This window comes from Pseudovibrio axinellae, assembly GCF_900110875.1.
GTDB classification, from domain to species: Bacteria; Pseudomonadota; Alphaproteobacteria; order Rhizobiales; family Stappiaceae; genus Pseudovibrio; species Pseudovibrio axinellae.
This window is the reverse complement of record NZ_FOFM01000016.1, coordinates 1-15,983: the sequence shown is the minus strand read 5'-3', so window position 1 is coordinate 15,983 and position 15,983 is coordinate 1. Positions and strand designations below refer to the sequence as shown.

Annotated in this window: 15 protein-coding genes, 1 tRNA gene and 1 pseudogene; 12 read left to right on the top strand and 5 right to left on the bottom strand. The window is 49.5% G+C overall.

Features of this window, described 5'->3' with window-relative positions:
• Window positions 1-658: 658 nt before the first annotated feature.
• Window positions 659-734: transfer RNA gene (locus BMZ51_RS20835), tRNA-Lys, on the bottom strand.
• A gap of 568 nt (window positions 735-1,302) precedes the next feature.
• On the bottom strand, window positions 1,303-1,686 hold the full coding sequence (locus BMZ51_RS20830) for a hypothetical protein (RefSeq protein WP_068008233.1): 384 nt from the start codon (window positions 1,684-1,686) through the stop codon (window positions 1,303-1,305).
• Between the two features lie 934 nt (window positions 1,687-2,620).
• Here BMZ51_RS20830 and speA point away from each other — a divergent pair.
• The 4 genes from speA to speB are packed head-to-tail and all read left to right on the top strand — an operon-like array spanning window position 2,621 to window position 7,800.
• Window positions 2,621-4,510 (top strand): biosynthetic arginine decarboxylase, encoded by a 1,890-nt coding sequence (gene speA / locus BMZ51_RS20825; RefSeq protein WP_074882296.1) that lies wholly within the window; start codon window positions 2,621-2,623, stop codon window positions 4,508-4,510.
• Window positions 4,511-4,531: 21 nt separating this feature from the next.
• Entirely contained in the window at window positions 4,532-5,743 is a 1,212-nt protein-coding gene (locus BMZ51_RS20820) for a saccharopine dehydrogenase family protein (RefSeq protein WP_068008236.1), read from the top strand.
• A complete protein-coding gene (nspC, locus tag BMZ51_RS20815; protein WP_208979611.1) occupies window positions 5,715-6,923 on the top strand; it encodes a carboxynorspermidine decarboxylase in 1,209 nt (402 codons plus the stop codon). Before BMZ51_RS20820 ends, nspC begins: the two co-directional genes overlap by 29 nt.
• A gap of 10 nt (window positions 6,924-6,933) precedes the next feature.
• Complete coding sequence (gene speB / locus BMZ51_RS20810; protein WP_068008238.1) at window positions 6,934-7,800, top strand: agmatinase; 867 nt, start codon at window positions 6,934-6,936, stop codon at window positions 7,798-7,800.
• A gap of 106 nt (window positions 7,801-7,906) precedes the next feature.
• Here the strand turns inward: speB and BMZ51_RS20805 are convergent, their stop codons facing one another.
• Window positions 7,907-8,809 carry a LysR family transcriptional regulator gene (locus BMZ51_RS20805; RefSeq protein ID WP_068008241.1) on the bottom strand — a complete coding sequence of 301 codons (903 nt, stop codon included), beginning with the start codon at window positions 8,807-8,809 and terminating at the stop codon, window positions 7,907-7,909.
• A 108-nt stretch (window positions 8,810-8,917) separates the two neighbouring features.
• Here BMZ51_RS20805 and BMZ51_RS20800 point away from each other — a divergent pair, with 108 nt between their 5' ends.
• From BMZ51_RS20800 to BMZ51_RS20765, 8 genes are all read left to right on the top strand, one after another.
• Window positions 8,918-10,876, top strand: coding sequence for an alkyl/aryl-sulfatase (locus BMZ51_RS20800; protein WP_068008244.1), 1,959 nt, complete (start codon window positions 8,918-8,920; stop codon window positions 10,874-10,876).
• Between the two features lie 382 nt (window positions 10,877-11,258).
• On the top strand, window positions 11,259-11,579 hold the full coding sequence (locus BMZ51_RS20790) for a hypothetical protein (RefSeq protein ID WP_068008246.1): 321 nt from the start codon (window positions 11,259-11,261) through the stop codon (window positions 11,577-11,579).
• A 107-nt stretch (window positions 11,580-11,686) separates the two neighbouring features.
• Window positions 11,687-11,854: a hypothetical protein gene (locus BMZ51_RS24155; protein WP_161941230.1), complete on the top strand. Its 168-nt coding sequence runs from the start codon at window positions 11,687-11,689 to the stop codon at window positions 11,852-11,854.
• A 47-nt stretch (window positions 11,855-11,901) separates the two neighbouring features.
• A complete protein-coding gene (locus tag BMZ51_RS20785) occupies window positions 11,902-12,297 on the top strand; it encodes a D-Ala-D-Ala carboxypeptidase family metallohydrolase (RefSeq protein WP_068008249.1) in 396 nt (131 codons plus the stop codon).
• A 140-nt stretch (window positions 12,298-12,437) separates the two neighbouring features.
• Window positions 12,438-12,683 carry a hypothetical protein gene (locus tag BMZ51_RS20780; protein ID WP_074882285.1) on the top strand — a complete coding sequence of 82 codons (246 nt, stop codon included), beginning with the start codon at window positions 12,438-12,440 and terminating at the stop codon, window positions 12,681-12,683.
• Between the two features lie 125 nt (window positions 12,684-12,808).
• Window positions 12,809-12,955: a hypothetical protein gene (locus tag BMZ51_RS24150; protein ID WP_161941231.1), complete on the top strand. Its 147-nt coding sequence runs from the start codon at window positions 12,809-12,811 to the stop codon at window positions 12,953-12,955.
• 277 nt (window positions 12,956-13,232) lie between these two features.
• The gene (locus BMZ51_RS20770; protein ID WP_068008256.1) at window positions 13,233-13,556 is read left to right on the top strand and encodes a hypothetical protein; all 324 of its coding nucleotides are present in this window, start codon (window positions 13,233-13,235) and stop codon (window positions 13,554-13,556) included.
• Window positions 13,557-14,016: 460 nt separating this feature from the next.
• The gene (locus BMZ51_RS20765) at window positions 14,017-14,805 is read left to right on the top strand and encodes a hypothetical protein (RefSeq protein ID WP_068008259.1); all 789 of its coding nucleotides are present in this window, start codon (window positions 14,017-14,019) and stop codon (window positions 14,803-14,805) included.
• A gap of 259 nt (window positions 14,806-15,064) precedes the next feature.
• Here BMZ51_RS20765 and BMZ51_RS20760 read toward each other — a convergent pair.
• Both BMZ51_RS20760 and BMZ51_RS20755 read right to left on the bottom strand, forming a co-directional pair.
• Window positions 15,065-15,754, bottom strand: a pseudogene (locus BMZ51_RS20760) (transposase); the annotation flags it as partial.
• A 71-nt stretch (window positions 15,755-15,825) separates the two neighbouring features.
• Window positions 15,826-15,983 (bottom strand): integrase core domain-containing protein (locus BMZ51_RS20755; protein WP_139201443.1); only part of this gene is annotated, 158 nt, incomplete at its 5' end.

Sequence of the window (15,983 nt, the reverse complement as noted above, 5' to 3'; positions counted from 1 at the left end):
CGTACTACAGGGGCAAGAATGTAATTGCGGACGCTCTACGAAAAGCAGAAGATAGAGGGCGGTAGCGTCTATCTCCTTGATCACCGTAGAAATACAGATCCGGTGCTTTTGCAGAAATGGTGCTTTGTATGAGTAGGCGAAACAGCCCAAGAACTCTGGCATCGCGCATTAGCGCCTGAAACTACTCGCCCGTGCAATCGCTCATTTGGAAACATTGGGCCATTGGCGAAAACCGCGACCATAGGCCGTTTAACGGTTTGAAAGGGCTTGATTTTGGAGGTCGGAAAACCGAGTGTTAGAAGAGCCTTTTCTCAGCTCTTCTAACCTGCCATCGGAGGGGGAAGTTTCAAACTAGCGCTGCGCACTTCAAAGCGCCCACTAATGCAAGATATCGCGCCGTGCAACATGACGAGCGGTGACAAAGTTCTGACGGCTTGGTTTGTGTCAAACCTCACAGAATGTCTTGCTGCTGATGACCAGTGACGACATTAACGGCTCTTCCAGATTTAATTTGAAAGGGTATTTGCAGGAACTAAAAGAGGTGAAATTGCGCTTTCAAACGCGCTCATTTGCTTACATAGTGCTGACACGGTGCTTAAATGCAAAAAGCTCCCGGAAGGGAGCTTTGCTAAACCTCTTTATATACCATGAGGTTAAATGGTGAGCCCGCACGGGTTCGAACCGTGGACCTACTGATTAAAAGTCAGTTGCTCTACCAGCTGAGCTACGGGCTCTTAGGAGCGTCTGGTGTGGTCGCTGCCTGTGAGGGGTCTTCTAAGGATCGCAGGGACTTAGCGCAAGTGCTTTTTTTCATTTTCCACCTAGTTTATATGATTTTTGGGGGAAGGTGTTTTTTTGCCGGTTTACAGGGCGGTTTACAGTTTCGTTCATGTTCGGTTCTGATTAAGCCGGTTGATTGCCGCTGTTACTACCTCTGAACGTGTAACGTATTTTCTTCGAATAGAAGTTATATTTTCAAGCTTCCACCCTACAAATTCGGCAATTTCCTGATCATTAAAGCCCGCCCTAATATAGTTTGTTACAGCGGTTCCGCGCAGATCGTGCAATGTGTTTTTTAAAAAGCGCTTCGGTGGTTAGGTATTTTTGTTCGACCAGTGGGCGGGGCTATTAAACCGTGATCGTCGTTAGTGGGCGACTGTGCGCCCTTTCTTTCACTTGTTACATAAAAGCGGCTTGATAAAGCAACATGCAGGCGTCTGGCTGCAAGCTCAACGCTTCGAAAACGCCTTCATTGATTGATAGGGCAGGTTGCGACGCGCCCCATGTAAGCTGGTTGCTGGCTTAGTGCTGGTCGCTCAATGCGTAACTCACCCTCAGTGCAGGGTCTCCGATGACGACAAGATCTTCAGGGTTGCAGCAGACACTTTCGGTGGGAGCGCTGTCAAAAGTTCTGAACATTAATGTACGCTGACCAGATACCAGTGTGGTCTCGCCGCAAACGAACCCAGTTTCATCCGTTCGGTTGTGTTTAACAACCGAGCCAAGCTCAGGCTGGTCAGAGTGCCGTGCTTCACTTACTGAGTTCCACCAGTGTCCCTGGGTGGATATTCCCGCTGAACCTGAGACCGCAGTTTTGAGAAGGTCGTCAACAACGCGAAGGCGAGCGGCTGCGCGTGTAGTGTCGTTATCATCTGTAGACTCAACTGGGTTCAATTCGTTGGTCATGTAAGCTCTTTCAACTTGAAAACAAACAGCAAAATAAGACTAGTAAATCGGATAGGGAGCCCGCGGAGGATGCTCAATTATTGATTGAGCAGAATCAACAGTCATCCAGATGCATAAATCAAAACAGAAATACGCAATAAATCTTTATCTCAGATATTATCGATTGGGAAGGAAACTCAATTCATTTTTTAGATAAATTGAAACATACATACATTTTGGGAGGTTTTGATAACCGTGAATTTTAGCCGTCTAACCAAGGTGAAGGCGGCCTTTCGGGCATATCAAGGACTAATTCTGCAACACGCTTTCCATATGTATGCATAAATGATTACCACCGGAAAGTGCGAAGGTACTTTGCAAGTGCATGACCATTGCGTTTTGCTCGTTTATGGTCGCTTTAATTTGACGTGACACGCTGGTGCTTAATCTCATGTGGTCAAGCAAATTGAGACCCGCTTGCAAAGGCGGTTTTATCGAATTGTTATTGAATAAGCCTTTTGGGATTTTGTAAGGATTATCGTAACTACGAATTCCAGGGTTTTTGAAAAATCAAATATTTACATCATTTTTATCGAGTAGTTGCTCAGTGTTTCCGTCTGTATTTTGATTTTCGTAACTGTTGTTCCTATCGTTTTTTGCCTGCATCTCCAAGCTGTGCTCAATTACTCTTATATATAGATTGGTGGTAATATTAATTAGCTATACCTGAAGTGTTATGTGTTTAGTGAGTTGGCGGTGTTGGGTGCTGTTTTTTACTTATAGTTATGGTCAGGTAGGTCAAATATTCATCTAAGGTTGTGTGTTTTACAGTCCGAAGAAGGGGCGTGCGTAAACGCTCTATCCCCACGGATGTTCAGAACGAAAAGATTAAGCTTGTCAGATGGAAAGACCATGAGTAAATGGGGCAAAATTAATTTTGGAAGGGAATAAATGGTTGCCAGATAATCAAGGTACCGCTCATGCTGTTTACGGCATGGGGCGTTGGGGGAGGGATCTTCTTTCTGTACTCCCCAACGGTGATATCGCGCTCAGTAATCCGTTGATGCCGGACGCTCCGAAAGTGAGCCTTCCGGAGATCGTTCACGACCTTGAACAACGTGGTATCCATGCTCCTATTTTGCTACGCGTAAGTTCGTTTTTAGAAAACGAAATTGCCCATATCAACAATTCCATGACGGATGCGATTAATCGTGTTGGTTACCGGGGCAAGTACCGTGGCGTCTTTCCGATTAAGGTCAACCAACAGGCTCAGGTTGTTGATCGTATCGTTGAGTTTGGGCGGCCTTATTCTTACGGCTTGGAAGCTGGCTCAAAACCGGAGTTGGTGATTGCTCTGGCTCACCGCTTGCCAAAAGACGCTCTGATTGTTTGTAACGGCGTTAAGGACGAAGAGTTTATTCGTCTGGCTATCCTGTCTCGCAAGCTTGGTTTTAATACCATGATTGTTTTGGAGAGCCCAAAAGAGCTCGAAACTGTAATCGGAGTTGTCGAAGAGCTGGGCGAAGAGCCTCTGCTTGGCGTGCGCGTTAAGCTGACCAACCAAATTGGTGGTAAATGGGAGGAAAGCTCTGGTGATCGTTCCACATTTGGGATGAATACGGACCAGTTGGTTTCTGTCATCGACAAGCTGCGCGATGCCAAGCTGCTGCACTGTCTCAAGTTACAGCACTCTCACCTTGGGTCTCAGGTTCCAGATGTTAATGACGTTCGTCGCGCCGTTGGTGAGGCATGTCGTTATTTTGTTGAACTGACCAGAGAAGGCGCTGAACTCACACATCTGGATCTGGGTGGCGGCCTGGGCATAGATTACACTGGCGAGAAAAAGGCGATTGAAAACTCCACCAACTATTCGGTTGAGGAATATTGCTCTAACGTCGTGGAAACCGTGGCCTACGCCATGGATGAGGCTCAGCTTACGCATCCGACACTGATCACAGAGAGTGGCCGCGCGGTGGTGGCAACATCTTCCATGCTGATCTTTAACGTTCTGGAAGCCACGTTGTATGATGCGCCAACGGCGCCGCATCCTCAAACAGACGACCATCACCTTGTGTCAGATCTGGCAGCTGTTAAGGGCTACCTTAACTCCGAGCGACTTCAGGAATGCTTGAACGACGCTAACTTTTATCGCAACGAACTGCGTGCGCTGTTCCGCCGGGGGTATATTGACCTGCGCCAGATGGCGCGTGCTGAGCGTATCTACCTCCATCTCATGTCCAAGATCAAAGAGCTTGCGCCGCCGACAGGCAGTGCACCTGAGATTGATGAGCAGTTGGAGAAAGTGGCGGACATCTATCACTGTAATTTCTCGTTGTTCCAGTCTCTTCCAGACGTTTGGGCGATTGATCAGTTGCACCCAATTGTTCCGCTGCAACGCCTGAATGAAGCGCCTGACCGCCGTGCTGTGCTCTCTGATATCACCTGTGACAGTGACGGGAAGGTTGATGAGTTCATTCTGGCAGACGGTATCTCTCCATCACTGCCAGTCCATACGCTTGAGGATGATAAGCCATACTATCTTGGCGTTTTCTTTGTGGGAGCCTATCAGGAAACGCTGGGAGACTTGCATAACCTGTTTGGTGACACCAATGTTGCAACCATTGATTTGAGAGCTGATGGTGGATTTGATTTGTTGCAGGAAGTGGAGGGCGATACCATTTCTCAAGTGCTCTCCTATGTTGAGTATGATCCGCGCGACTGCGTAGATGCTTTCCGCAAGTTTATTGATGAGGCTGTCTCGGCTGGAACACTCAAGAATGCTGACCGACGGACGTTGATGGCCGCTTACCGCGATAGCATCAACGGCTACACTTATTACGAATAATCCAAGGACCGGGGAATAGACATGAGTAAAACTCTGGTAATCGGCGCGGGTGGTGTTTCCTCCGCCGCCGTACACAAAATGGCAATGAATTCGGATATTTTCTCCGAAGTCACGTTGGCATCGCGTCGCAAATTTAAGTGTGATGATATCGCAAAGAGCGTCAAAGCGAAGACCGGCGTTGAGATTAAGACCGCTGAAGTTGACGCGATGGATGTTGCAGCTGTTGTTGCACTCATCAAGCAGAGTGGCGCTACGCTTTTGGTAAACCTGGCGCTACCGTACCAGGACTTGAAGCTGATGGATGCTTGCCTGGAAGCTGGTATCAACTATCTGGACACCGCAAATTACGAGCCAGAAGATGAAGCAAAGTTTGAGTACCACTGGCAGTGGGCATATCAGGAACGTTTCAAAAAAGCGGGTCTGACCGCAATCCTTGGCTCAGGTTTTGATCCGGGGGTTACATCCGTCTTCGCGACCTGGCTGAAAAAACATAAGCTCGACACCATCCGTCAGATCGATGTGCTTGACTGTAATGGCGGCGACAACGGCAAAGCTTTTGCAACCAACTTCAACCCGGAAATCAATATCCGCGAAGTGACCGCTGATGCGCGTCACTGGGAGAAGGGTGACTGGGTGACCTCGCCTGCGATGACGCACAAGGTTGCTTTTGACTTTCCGGGTGTTGGCGAGAAAAACATGTACCTCATGTATCATGAGGAACTGGAAAGCATGAAAACGCACTTTTCCGAGATTGAACGTGCGCGTTTTTGGATGACGTTTGGCGATGCCTACATCAATCACGTTCGTGTATTGGAAGGTATTGGCATGACGTCTATCGAACCAGTCATGCACGAAGGCCATGAAATTATCCCGCTGCAATTCCTGAAGTCCGTTCTGCCAGACCCAAGTGATCTGGGTGAGCTGACAACCGGTAAAACCTGTATCGGTGATATTGCAACTGGTCAGGCGAAAGACGGTTCTGGCGAGAAAACCTACTACATCTACAACATCTGTGATCACGAAGAGTGCTATGCAGAAGTTGGATCTCAAGCTGTTTCCTACACCACTGGTGTGCCTGCGATGATTGGTGCTGCCATGGTTGTGAAGGGCATCTGGAATGAACCAGGTGTGTGGAACATGGAGCAGCTGGACCCTGACGCGTTCATGGATATGCTCAATGAGCATGGCCTGCCTTGGCAGGTGCATGAACTTGACGGTCCGGTTCAGTTCTAAGCTGATGGCTGAAATGATGCAAACACAGGCTGGTGATGCTGGAGCGTTCAAGGATTTTGATCTCTCTCGCGTCCCAAGCCCTTGTTTTGTTGTTGATGAGGTTGCGGTGCGCCGCAACCTCGCCGTCATCAAAGAAGTTGCGGATCGCTCCGGCGCTCACGTGCTTGCAGCGCTGAAAGCATTCTCCATGTTTTCGCTTGCTCCAGTGATACGTGAGTATTTGGGCGGTACGTGCGCTTCTGGTCTTTATGAAGCCCGTCTTGGACGCGAACAATACGGCGGCGAACTCGCTACATTTTGTGCAGGCTACAAAGCCAGTGAGATTGATGAGATCATCGGTTATTCCGATCATATGATCTTCAACTCACCTGAGCAAAAAGACAGATTTTTACCCAATGTGAGAGCTGCTGATCACCCGGTGCAGGTTGGACTGCGCATCAATCCAGAACATTCTGAAGGTGAAATTGCAAAATACGACCCTTGCGCACCGTGCTCCAGACTAGGCTTCCCTGTATCGCAACTCACAGCAGATGCTCTGATTGGTGTTGATGGGGTGCATATGCATACATTGTGCGAACAGGGCTTTGAGCCTTTGGAGCGCACCTGGAATGCTGTGAAAGACAAGCTTGCTCCCTATTTTGATCAATTGAAGTGGGTAAACTTTGGTGGTGGTCACCACATCACGCGCGCTGACTATGACCGCGAAGCATTGATTGCATTTATCAAAGATGTGCGTGCAACAACCGGTCTGGATGTTTATCTGGAACCCGGGGAAGCTGTTGCATTGGATGCTGGCATACTCATCGGAGAAGTACTGGACCTGCCTAATAATGGTATGGACCTGGCAATCGTGGATATTTCCGCAACCTGTCATATGCCTGATGTGATCGAAGCACCGTATCGTCCTGCCATGTTAAATGAGGCAGAGCAGGGGCATACATACCGCCTTGGTGGGCCTTCTTGCCTGGCTGGTGATGTGATTGGTGACTATACCCGCGACGTTCCCTTCAAGATTGGTGATCGCTTCGCGTTCCTTGATCAAGCCCATTATTCCATGGTGAAAACGAACACGTTTAACGGTGTTGCTTTGCCTGCGATTGCCCTTTGGAACTCTGACCGGGACGAGCTCAAGATCATTCGTGAGTTTTCCTATGATGACTTCCTGACCCGTCTTTCCTAAAGGAGGCGACATGTCTATTTTTCTTGAAAGTGAACTAACCCAGAGCGAACGTCAGGAAGATAACTCGCTGTTCACGATCATTCCAATGCCTCTTGAACGCACGGTTTCCTATGGCTCAGGTACGCTCAATGGTCCTGAGGCTATTTTAAACGCAAGTGATGAACTTGAACGCGGCTGCAATGGCGTCGAGCCTTGTGCGTTTGGGATCTTCACCGAGCCTGCTGTTGAGTGCGATGGTCCGCTGCCTGAGGTCATGGAGCGTCTTGCAAAGCGCACCGAGCATGCTGTTAAGTCAGGCAAGATCCCAGTGACGCTTGGCGGTGAGCATTCCCTGTCCTATGGCGCCGTTTCCGGGGTTGCGCGGGCACTTGGTGAGCGCATCGGTATTATTCAAATTGATGCGCATGCGGATTTGCGGGTTGCCTATCAAGGTGAAAAGCACTCACATGCCTCTGTCATGAACCTTCTTGCAGAGTGCGGGGTTCGCCTTGCCCAGTTTGGCGTACGCGCACTTTGTCAGCAAGAAATGGACAGCAGAGACGAGCACGGTGTTTTCTTTGTTGACGCAGAAGAACTGGTCACCAAGGGCATTCATGCCGTTGATTTGCCTGAGGATTTTCCCGAACATGTTTACATTTCATTTGATGTAGATGGTCTGGACCCTTCCCAAATGCCTGCAACGGGAACACCGGTTCCAGGTGGTCTTGGCTATTATCAGGCGTTGCATTTGGTCGAACATGCTTTAAAGGGCCGCAAATGTGTTGGGCTTGATGTGGTAGAGCTTGCGCCAGATGGCAATGCTGCCTGGGATTTTACAGCTGCCCAGATAACCTATCGCCTGATGGCAGCGGCTGTATCATCACGCAGCGACGGCTGATAAACCAAAATATGAATAAAGGCGTTGCAGTCCCAGGACTGCAGCGCCTTTATTGTCTGTGACAGGTCTTTGAAACCAGTTGATGCCACTAATTGTGTGGCGCGTTCTAGCCCGCCTGCCTAAACCATTGCTCAATTCGCTCAAGAAGAATTTGGAAGCTTGGGGAGTATCTTGAAACTTTCCGGTAAACGGCTTTTGCCTGCCACATAACTGGGGGCCCAGTATAGTTTAGCGCGCATAATTCGCCGGTTTTCAAATAAGGTTTTGCCAAGTGAAGTGGGCAGCCGGAGATCGCATGGCTTTGCATTACAGTGCTAAACAGCAGCTCATAATCACTTGTTTGTAGGCAGTTTTTAACGGCAGAACCCTTGGCAGAGCTGAACTCATCAGCCTGCACCTGAAGCTCTAAGGGCAGATCAGGTGTTGCAAACGGGAATGAGAAAAGCTCGTCTTTGCCTACCGTTGCCCTGGCACTTAACGGGTGGTCTTTTGCTGCTACAAATGCAACAGGCTCTTCTATTAAGGGGCGGATTTCAATATCGCTGCGTGTCGGAGCTTGAGATATGGTCCCAAAACCTAGATCTAAGCGCCCTGTCTCTACATCTTGCAGTATGCGGCGAGGTGTACACGTCAAAAGTGTTAGGCGTAGATCTGGGTATCTTTTGCAAAATGCCGGAATGATGGCCCGCATTGCGCCATGCATGAACACTGGCCCCGCTCCAATTTTAATCTCTCCGCGTTCGCCGCCAGCCAGCAGAGCGAGCTCATCTTCCAATCGTGTTACTCGTGAAAGGATGTCGGGCGCTGTCTCAATGATATGCTGGCCAAATAGGGTTGCCTCTACGCCTTTTTTTGTCCTGTGAAACAAACTCATTCCAAGATGCTCTTCAAGCTTATTCAAACTGGCTGTGAGAGCAGGTTGGCTGATGTTAAGCGCGGTTGCTGCACGATTTAGCGTGCCTAAACGATGTATCGTCAGCACTTGCTTGAGATGTTTATGAGTTAACACTGCAGCCTCCCACTTATAGCTAAAGCTTATAACAGTTCGAAATTAAATCCATTATATTTTCTAGCTATGATTGAATATGCTTAATGAACAATCCAGGGGAGAGGATTCATGAGAGTATATCGGCACGTATTTTCCGCAGTGTTTGCAGCAAGTAGTTTTCTCGCTGTTCCCTATGTGGCAGGGGCGGCAACGGACAAGGCAGAGCCAGCCACTATTGCGGCGAATAAAGCAATGTTGGGCAAGCTAAACTTCGCAGATCGGCAGGATTTTGAAGATGCAACGCGTGGTTTGATTGCGACGCTGGAAACGCCCATAATTCGGGATGCGGAAGATAAGGCTATTTGGGACCAAACCAAATATGACTTTTTAAAGGGAGAAGCCCCCGATACTGCGAACCCGAGTTTATGGCGCCAAGGCCAACTCAATACAATCAATGGTTTGTTTGAGGTGACAGAGGGTATCTATCAGATACGCGGATTTGATCTTTCGAATATGACGCTCGTTCGCGGTGATACAGGTTGGATCATCATTGATCCACTGCTGACAGAAGAAACCGCCCGCGCTGGGTTGAAGCTTGCCAACGAGCATTTGGGTGAGCTGCCTGTTGTTGCGCTCATTTATACGCATAGTCATGTGGATCACTTTGGTGGTGCTCTTGGGGTTGTTGATCCTGAAACAGCTGGCAATGTGAAGGTGATTGCTCCTGAAGGTTTCAAGGAGCATGCCGTTGCAGAAAATGTAATGGCTGGTAGCGTGATGACGCGGCGGGCCTCCTATATGTTTGGCAATGGCCTTGAAAAAGGACCCAAAGGGCAGATTGGGACAGGGCTTGGGCAAACAACCTCAGCCGGAACGGTGACCTACCTTCCACCTACAGAGTTTGTTGTTGAGACGGGAACGGAGCTTGTTGTTGATGGGGTTCCGATTGTGTTTCAGATGGCGAACGGGTCTGAGGCACCGTCAGAGTTTATGTTCTACTTTCCAAAACACAAAGCTTTGTGCCTATCAGAAGTAACCTCTCATGTTATGCATAACCTATACACACTGCGCGGTGCCAAGGTGCGGAACGCTTTGGATTGGTCAAAGTACATTAATGAGTCCATCCAGCTGTTTGGCGGTGATGTGGAAGTTGCTTTTGCAAGCCACCATTGGCCTACATGGGGAAATGAAGGGGTCGAAGATTTTCTTAAAGGCCAGCGTGATGTCTATCGATTTATCCATGACGAAACGCTCAGGATGGCCAACCAAGGTTATACAGCGCGTGAGATTGCAAACCTGATCAAGTTGCCTGACGGATTGGCTCAGCGCTTTGCCACACGCGGCTACTATGGCAGCCTTAAGCACAATGCGGAGGCCGTCTATAACTTCTACCTTGGCTGGTTTGATGGAAACCCTGCAAAGCTGGACCGCTTGGCACCAGCGCAAAGCAGTGCGCGTTATGTTGAATTTATGGGCGGGGCGGACGCAGTCTTGGACAAAGCAAAGCTGGCTTTTGATAAGGGTGAGTTCCGCTGGGTCGCTGAGGTTGTCAATCATGTTGTCTTTGCAGAGCCGGAGAACAAAGCAGCGCGTGAATTGCAAGCAGCAGCGCTAACACAGCTTGGATATGTCGCTGAATCTGGCCCATGGCGGAACTTCTATTTAACAGCTGCCAAGGAGCTACGAGAGGGCATAAAGCCTATCCATGGACCAAAAGCGGGACCCCATGTGGTTTCAGCAATGAGCCTGGAAATGTTCTTTGACTATCTTGGGGTGCGCCTCAATCCTGAAAAAGCGAAGGGGCTTGAAGCAAGGATCAACTTTAACTTTTCCGATATTGAGGAGCGTTATGCTCTTGAACTGAAGAATGGCGTTTTGAATCACACAGCCGGCGTCACACTTGATGATGCCAATGTGTCTTTCACTATGACGCGAGGGGCACTTAACGCATTGGCGCTCAAGCAGAAAACTTTCTTTGAGTTGGTCCGCACCGATGAAATGGCATATGAGGGCAATCCACTTGCTTTTGGTGCCATAATGTCAATGATGGATGAGTACGATCCGTTATTCCCGATCGTCTCACCATAAGGCTTAGATGAGACTTGGCTCCTGTCCGTAATTGGAGCGATGTAGACCCGCCCCAAACGCATGAGAGGCCGTTGTTCCTCTCAAATGAACTGAAAACCCCGTTGAGGAAACTCAACGGGGTTTTTATGAAAGTAAGTGGGTTAAAAAAACAATCCAGATAGCAAAAAACCCGCCTTTAGAGCGGTTTTTTTGGCCTTACTTTTCAATAAGATAAGTGTCGTAGGGGCGAACACACGGAACGCTTATGCCCTCAACATTCTTGGAGAGGGCACTGTTGTTTCGAAGGGCCTGAAAACAGTGAAAGAGCGGCACAGGGATGAGGAAACGGTGAAGGATATCGTTTCCCAAATTGCCGGTGAACATGCATTGAGCGCGGCCATAGATGCGCAGGTTTCCAGTCATCACTACGACCGGATTGGTCAGCAATCAGAATCCGATATGCATTTTTTTGGGAGCGCCTGCCCGCCGTCATGGTGCGCTTTTCTCCATCAAGGACGGGCGGCTGGTTTTTGCCAAAAAGGGTAGCGGAACAAGTGCAAGCGGGAAGGAATTGCCTGTCGCTGTCATTTCAAAGCAGCAAATTATCAACGGGACGTGCCGCGTGCACTTTGGCGATCGAAGCCGCGATAAGAGTGTGAAGGCCTTTTATCGCGCCCCCAATAAGGCGCGCCGTGTGAGTGTGGAAGCGGTTGCCGATAAATAAGGCGTGGGCACTTTTCGTATCCGCGAGACGTTTGGCTCTGAGGCAGAAGTGAAAAAAGCGGCTCAAGCGCGCGCACAAGAAATGCTGCGCGGTGAGGTGCAACATCAGTGAGCATTGAAGGTGATCCGGCTTTGTTTGCCGTTGCGCCCTTTACCTATGCCGGTGTGCGCCCTGGTGTCGATGGCCTGGAGTTCATCATTGAACGGGTGACCCATAGTTACTCAAAAGCCGGTGGGTTGAGCACCGATATAGAAGGCAAGGCCAAGGCTGCTTGATACGGGAGCGGCCTATCTTGTAAAACATATATACTGGAGACTTCCTGATGAGTACATCTGAACTGGAGCACGTAGAGGCGTTTGCTGCACTTGTTGAGGCGCTGGAGCTTCGATATTTTTCAGCGGTTGAACTGATGTTTATAGGGCACAGCCATGGCAATGTGGATCATCCTGCATATGGCCTGAACCCGCTGGGGCCAGGCAAACTGTGGGATAATATACGCCCTGCTGCCAAGGTTGCTGACTGTTTGCGTGAGGCCTCTGGCGGGCTGCTGACAATCTTGAGTGCAAATCGCAGCCCAGCATATAACCGTGCAATTGGCGGAGCCAGCAAGAGCGAGCACATGTCGTTTTCTGCTTTGGATCTTCGTAGTGACACATGGTCAGCTGCAAAGTGTTTTGACTGGCGGCCTTGGCGTTTACAAAACATTCCCCCACATTGACTGGCGCGGGGTGAATGTAATCTGGGACAATTCTTAGGAGCCCGAAAGTTCCCTAAAAACCTAAAGGATATACCAATGCATCTGATGCTCTCCTATGCAGCTGGCTTGCTGATGCTTGCCGTCTGCACTTTTGCGCCCCCGTGTCAGCTGTGTTTGCTGTTGGTACGCCGTTTACCATTGATCTTGCCAGGCTGGTTGGAGCTGTTTTGCCAACGTTGTTGACTGTTTTGGGCGCGCTCGTTTCTGCTGCATTGGCGTGCCCGTTCCAGCTTTTCGTCAAATATACCGGCGTGCAGCTGGATGCCAGGCACCGCAAAACTTTAGAGGAGATGGTCCTATCCAAGCAGCCAGAAAAGCGCCTGAAGCGATACGTCATTTTAATCTGAACCCTGCGGATTTGGAGGAGTTTGTTGCCGGGCGTTTCGGGCCAAAAACGCTGCAAGCCATCCAGGTAAACGGGGTGCTGAAACAATCGGCACGGCTAAGCCCGCAAAGCTTGGCTGGGTGATCCATGCAAGAACTCATCAAGGCAGTGATTACAGCGTTTCTTGAGGTGTTTATTGAGCGGTTGGAAAAGCTGGAGATACAAGAGCGTATCAGTAATGCGCCACAGGATGAGGTTACTCAAGCAGCAAGCCCGCGAGGCGGAAGCTCTTGAGCTTAGTGATGATAGCCCTGGCACCATCATTGAGCGGCAGCGAGAGCAGGCGCTTTGAGCAATCTGACTTACTTCAATTTCATAGGCCGAAACCTGAAGGGTTTGAGTGGGTTTTCCCAGTCCCTACGCTGAAAACCTACAGCGCGGACTATTCAAGTGCAGTTGCAAATGAGCTGGAAGCGTTATCAGGCGGAGGGCTGTGTGTGCCATTGAGGGATGGCAACAGCCTGCCTGTAAAGTTTTGAGAGGCAACCATGAAACTACGAAGATTGCCGACATGCCTTTTGGCCGTTCCGCTACTTATGGCGGCGCAGGCAAGGCCACAGAGCTTGTAAAGGCATTGGTGCAGCCTGGTGGGCGCTATCTTGGCGCCTTGCTGATCAAACAGGGTCATGCGGTGCCCTATGATGGCGGAAAAAAAACTGCGTCGATGGGTAGGCGGCCAGATGTCAACCCAAAAACATCGCTGTCCTATGCGATCGGGACAACAATGGTGAGTGCGTTATTTGCCGCCTGGATGAGACTACTTACAGCGCCGATGTCGCAGAGATGGGCTGGAATTCAATCTCAGGCTGACTTCGGCGCATCTGTTCTTGTTTAAATGTGTTCTTAAAACCTGTGACACCTCTCTATGTTTAATGAGTAGTCTAACGAAATAAGCGTTATTAGTTCCATAATATAAATTCACCTTAACCTAAATTCTTTTCGTCTGAAGCAACCTTAGTTGGATTGTTCGCACCGTCCCTGATCAATTCTCTCACCCCCCGATCAAAGTGTCTTTAGCGTGCACCTCAGTGCGGAACTCAGCACTGCATGTTCATGCAACCGGGTGTAGCTCACCAGACGAGGCGCGTCGGATCTGTCAAAACGTGGGGCGTGAAACAATCAAGGCCTTACGACAGGGCTTTTTTGATGGAGGGATGCGACTGTTCCTTTGGGCAACCTAAGATTATTAGTCGGTAATATTGCGCGGTATAGGGGAACGTGTTTAATATGCACAAGGTCTATCAGACTAATTATCAGCCACAGTTGATTTGAAAAAAAACTAGGATTTCTTTAGTATGCCTCTCGCATTTCAAAAAGCCTCTAAAGCTAGCCGTTTCCTTAGCAAAACCATCAAAGCAACCGCATGCGCCGCGGTTTTAGCCACTGCTTCCATGGGCGTAGCTCAGGCAGAATCCCCGTTCCACACAGGCGTGTGGCAGTTAAACACAGAGGAAGGCCCACGCGGATTTATTGCCAGTGATTGGTTGATCTTTGAAGATGGCCTACCAAAACGCTGGCTATATCGCCGCGCAGGCACCAATGATTCCAATCAGTTTGACTTCTTCACCCGTGAATTGGGTGAGGACAAGTATTCTCCGCTCGGCATTCGTTTTTACCGCACCGGCCCGAACGCCATGCAATACACAGTTGCTCGGAAGAAAGAGGCAGCTGTTGAAGTTTCAGCAAACCGTTTATCCATCGTAAACTACAAGGGCTCTTGTCTTTCAGTTGAGAACAAGGGCGAGCGTCTTCTTGGGAAGTGGACTGGAACTGTTAAGTCAGATTTCAACTACATGAGCCTGACCAGAGACCTTCTGACTATAGACGGTAGAGAGCGTCAGATCTCAGTTGAACCAGTACGCGTTGGCCGCCTTGCCATTATCGAAGACGGAAAGCCATTGGCATTCCTGACCGATGCTGGTGGAGACTATGCTGTTCTGCAGTGGTTTGAAAAAGGCGTCAGTTTGGATACGGTTCGCAATCCTGCTAAAGAAATTATGAAATTCAAGGATGAAGAAGTCGTCCGTAATCCAGCCGGAGACTGTGACCGTCAAATCCGTCACCGCTTGGATGCAATGAGCTAAAAAGTATCTTGGTGCACTGCTATTTTCCTGCAGTGCACCAAGATATATTTCCATCCTTTGTTGGATGGTTGTGATCGGCATTATCTGTAAACAGGTGCTCATACTCAGGCCGGGGCACAAACCACTTTCGCCTTCGTGCGGCGGAGTCATCCGCAGCCCTTCGCACCGTCTGTACCTCAGCAAAGTGTGCGTCGTCATATGAAGTTGGGCAGATTTGGCTTTTGAATAAGGGAGTGTTTGGCCCCTTTGCGAGTTGATATTAAGCGGCTTGTGCGTGGTGTCGCAAGCGGCGGTTTTGAAGTGTCTGCCGTTTAATCAGCTGCCTTTTCTCCAGGATCTGTTTGGCTCGCCCAAAGTGAGCATCCGCTGGTGTGACGTTGCCAAGGCTCTCGTGGTAGCGCTGGTTGTTGTAGTAATCGACGAACAGAGCGATCCGTAGTTCCAAGTCCCCAGACATGTAGTAGTTCTCCAGCAGAATGCGGTTTTTCATCGTTTGGTGCCAGCGTTCGATTTTCCCCTGCGTTTGCGGATGGTAGGGAGCGCCGCGCACATGGTCCATTTTCTTCCCCGCTAGCCATTCGGCCAGATCCGAAGAGACACAAGAGCGCCCGCTATCAGAAAGCAGGCGCGGACGATGCAGCACCTTTGGCTGCTCGCAGCCGGAGGCATCCAGCGCCAATTGCAGCGTATCGGTTACATCCTTTGCCTTCATGTTGGTACACAGCTTCCAGGCGATGATGTAACGGGAATAGTCATCCAGGACAGTCGATAGATAGAACCAGCCCCAACCAATGATCTTGAAGTATGTGAAATCGGTCTGCCACTGCTGGTTTGGGGCTGTTGTCTTATTCTTGAACTCATCACCTGCTTTGATGACCACATAGGCCGGAGAGGTAATCAGGTCTTGCGCTTTCAGTAGTCGGTAAACAGAAGCGTCAGATGCAAAATAGCCTTTTGTATACAGAGGTGGTCCCGTTTGTTTGGGCAGGTGAGCGTCTTTTATAAGTGGATCCGCTCCGATTACGCCGCAGCTTGAGTTATGGGCTGCGGGTGTTTGCAGTAAGCCTGATCCGGGGTATTCCGGTCAAGCGATGAATGTGGGCGTTTCTGATTATAAAAGGCGATGAATTTACCGATGGCCTTTCTAGCTTCTGGCACACTGTCGTAGGCCTTGAGGT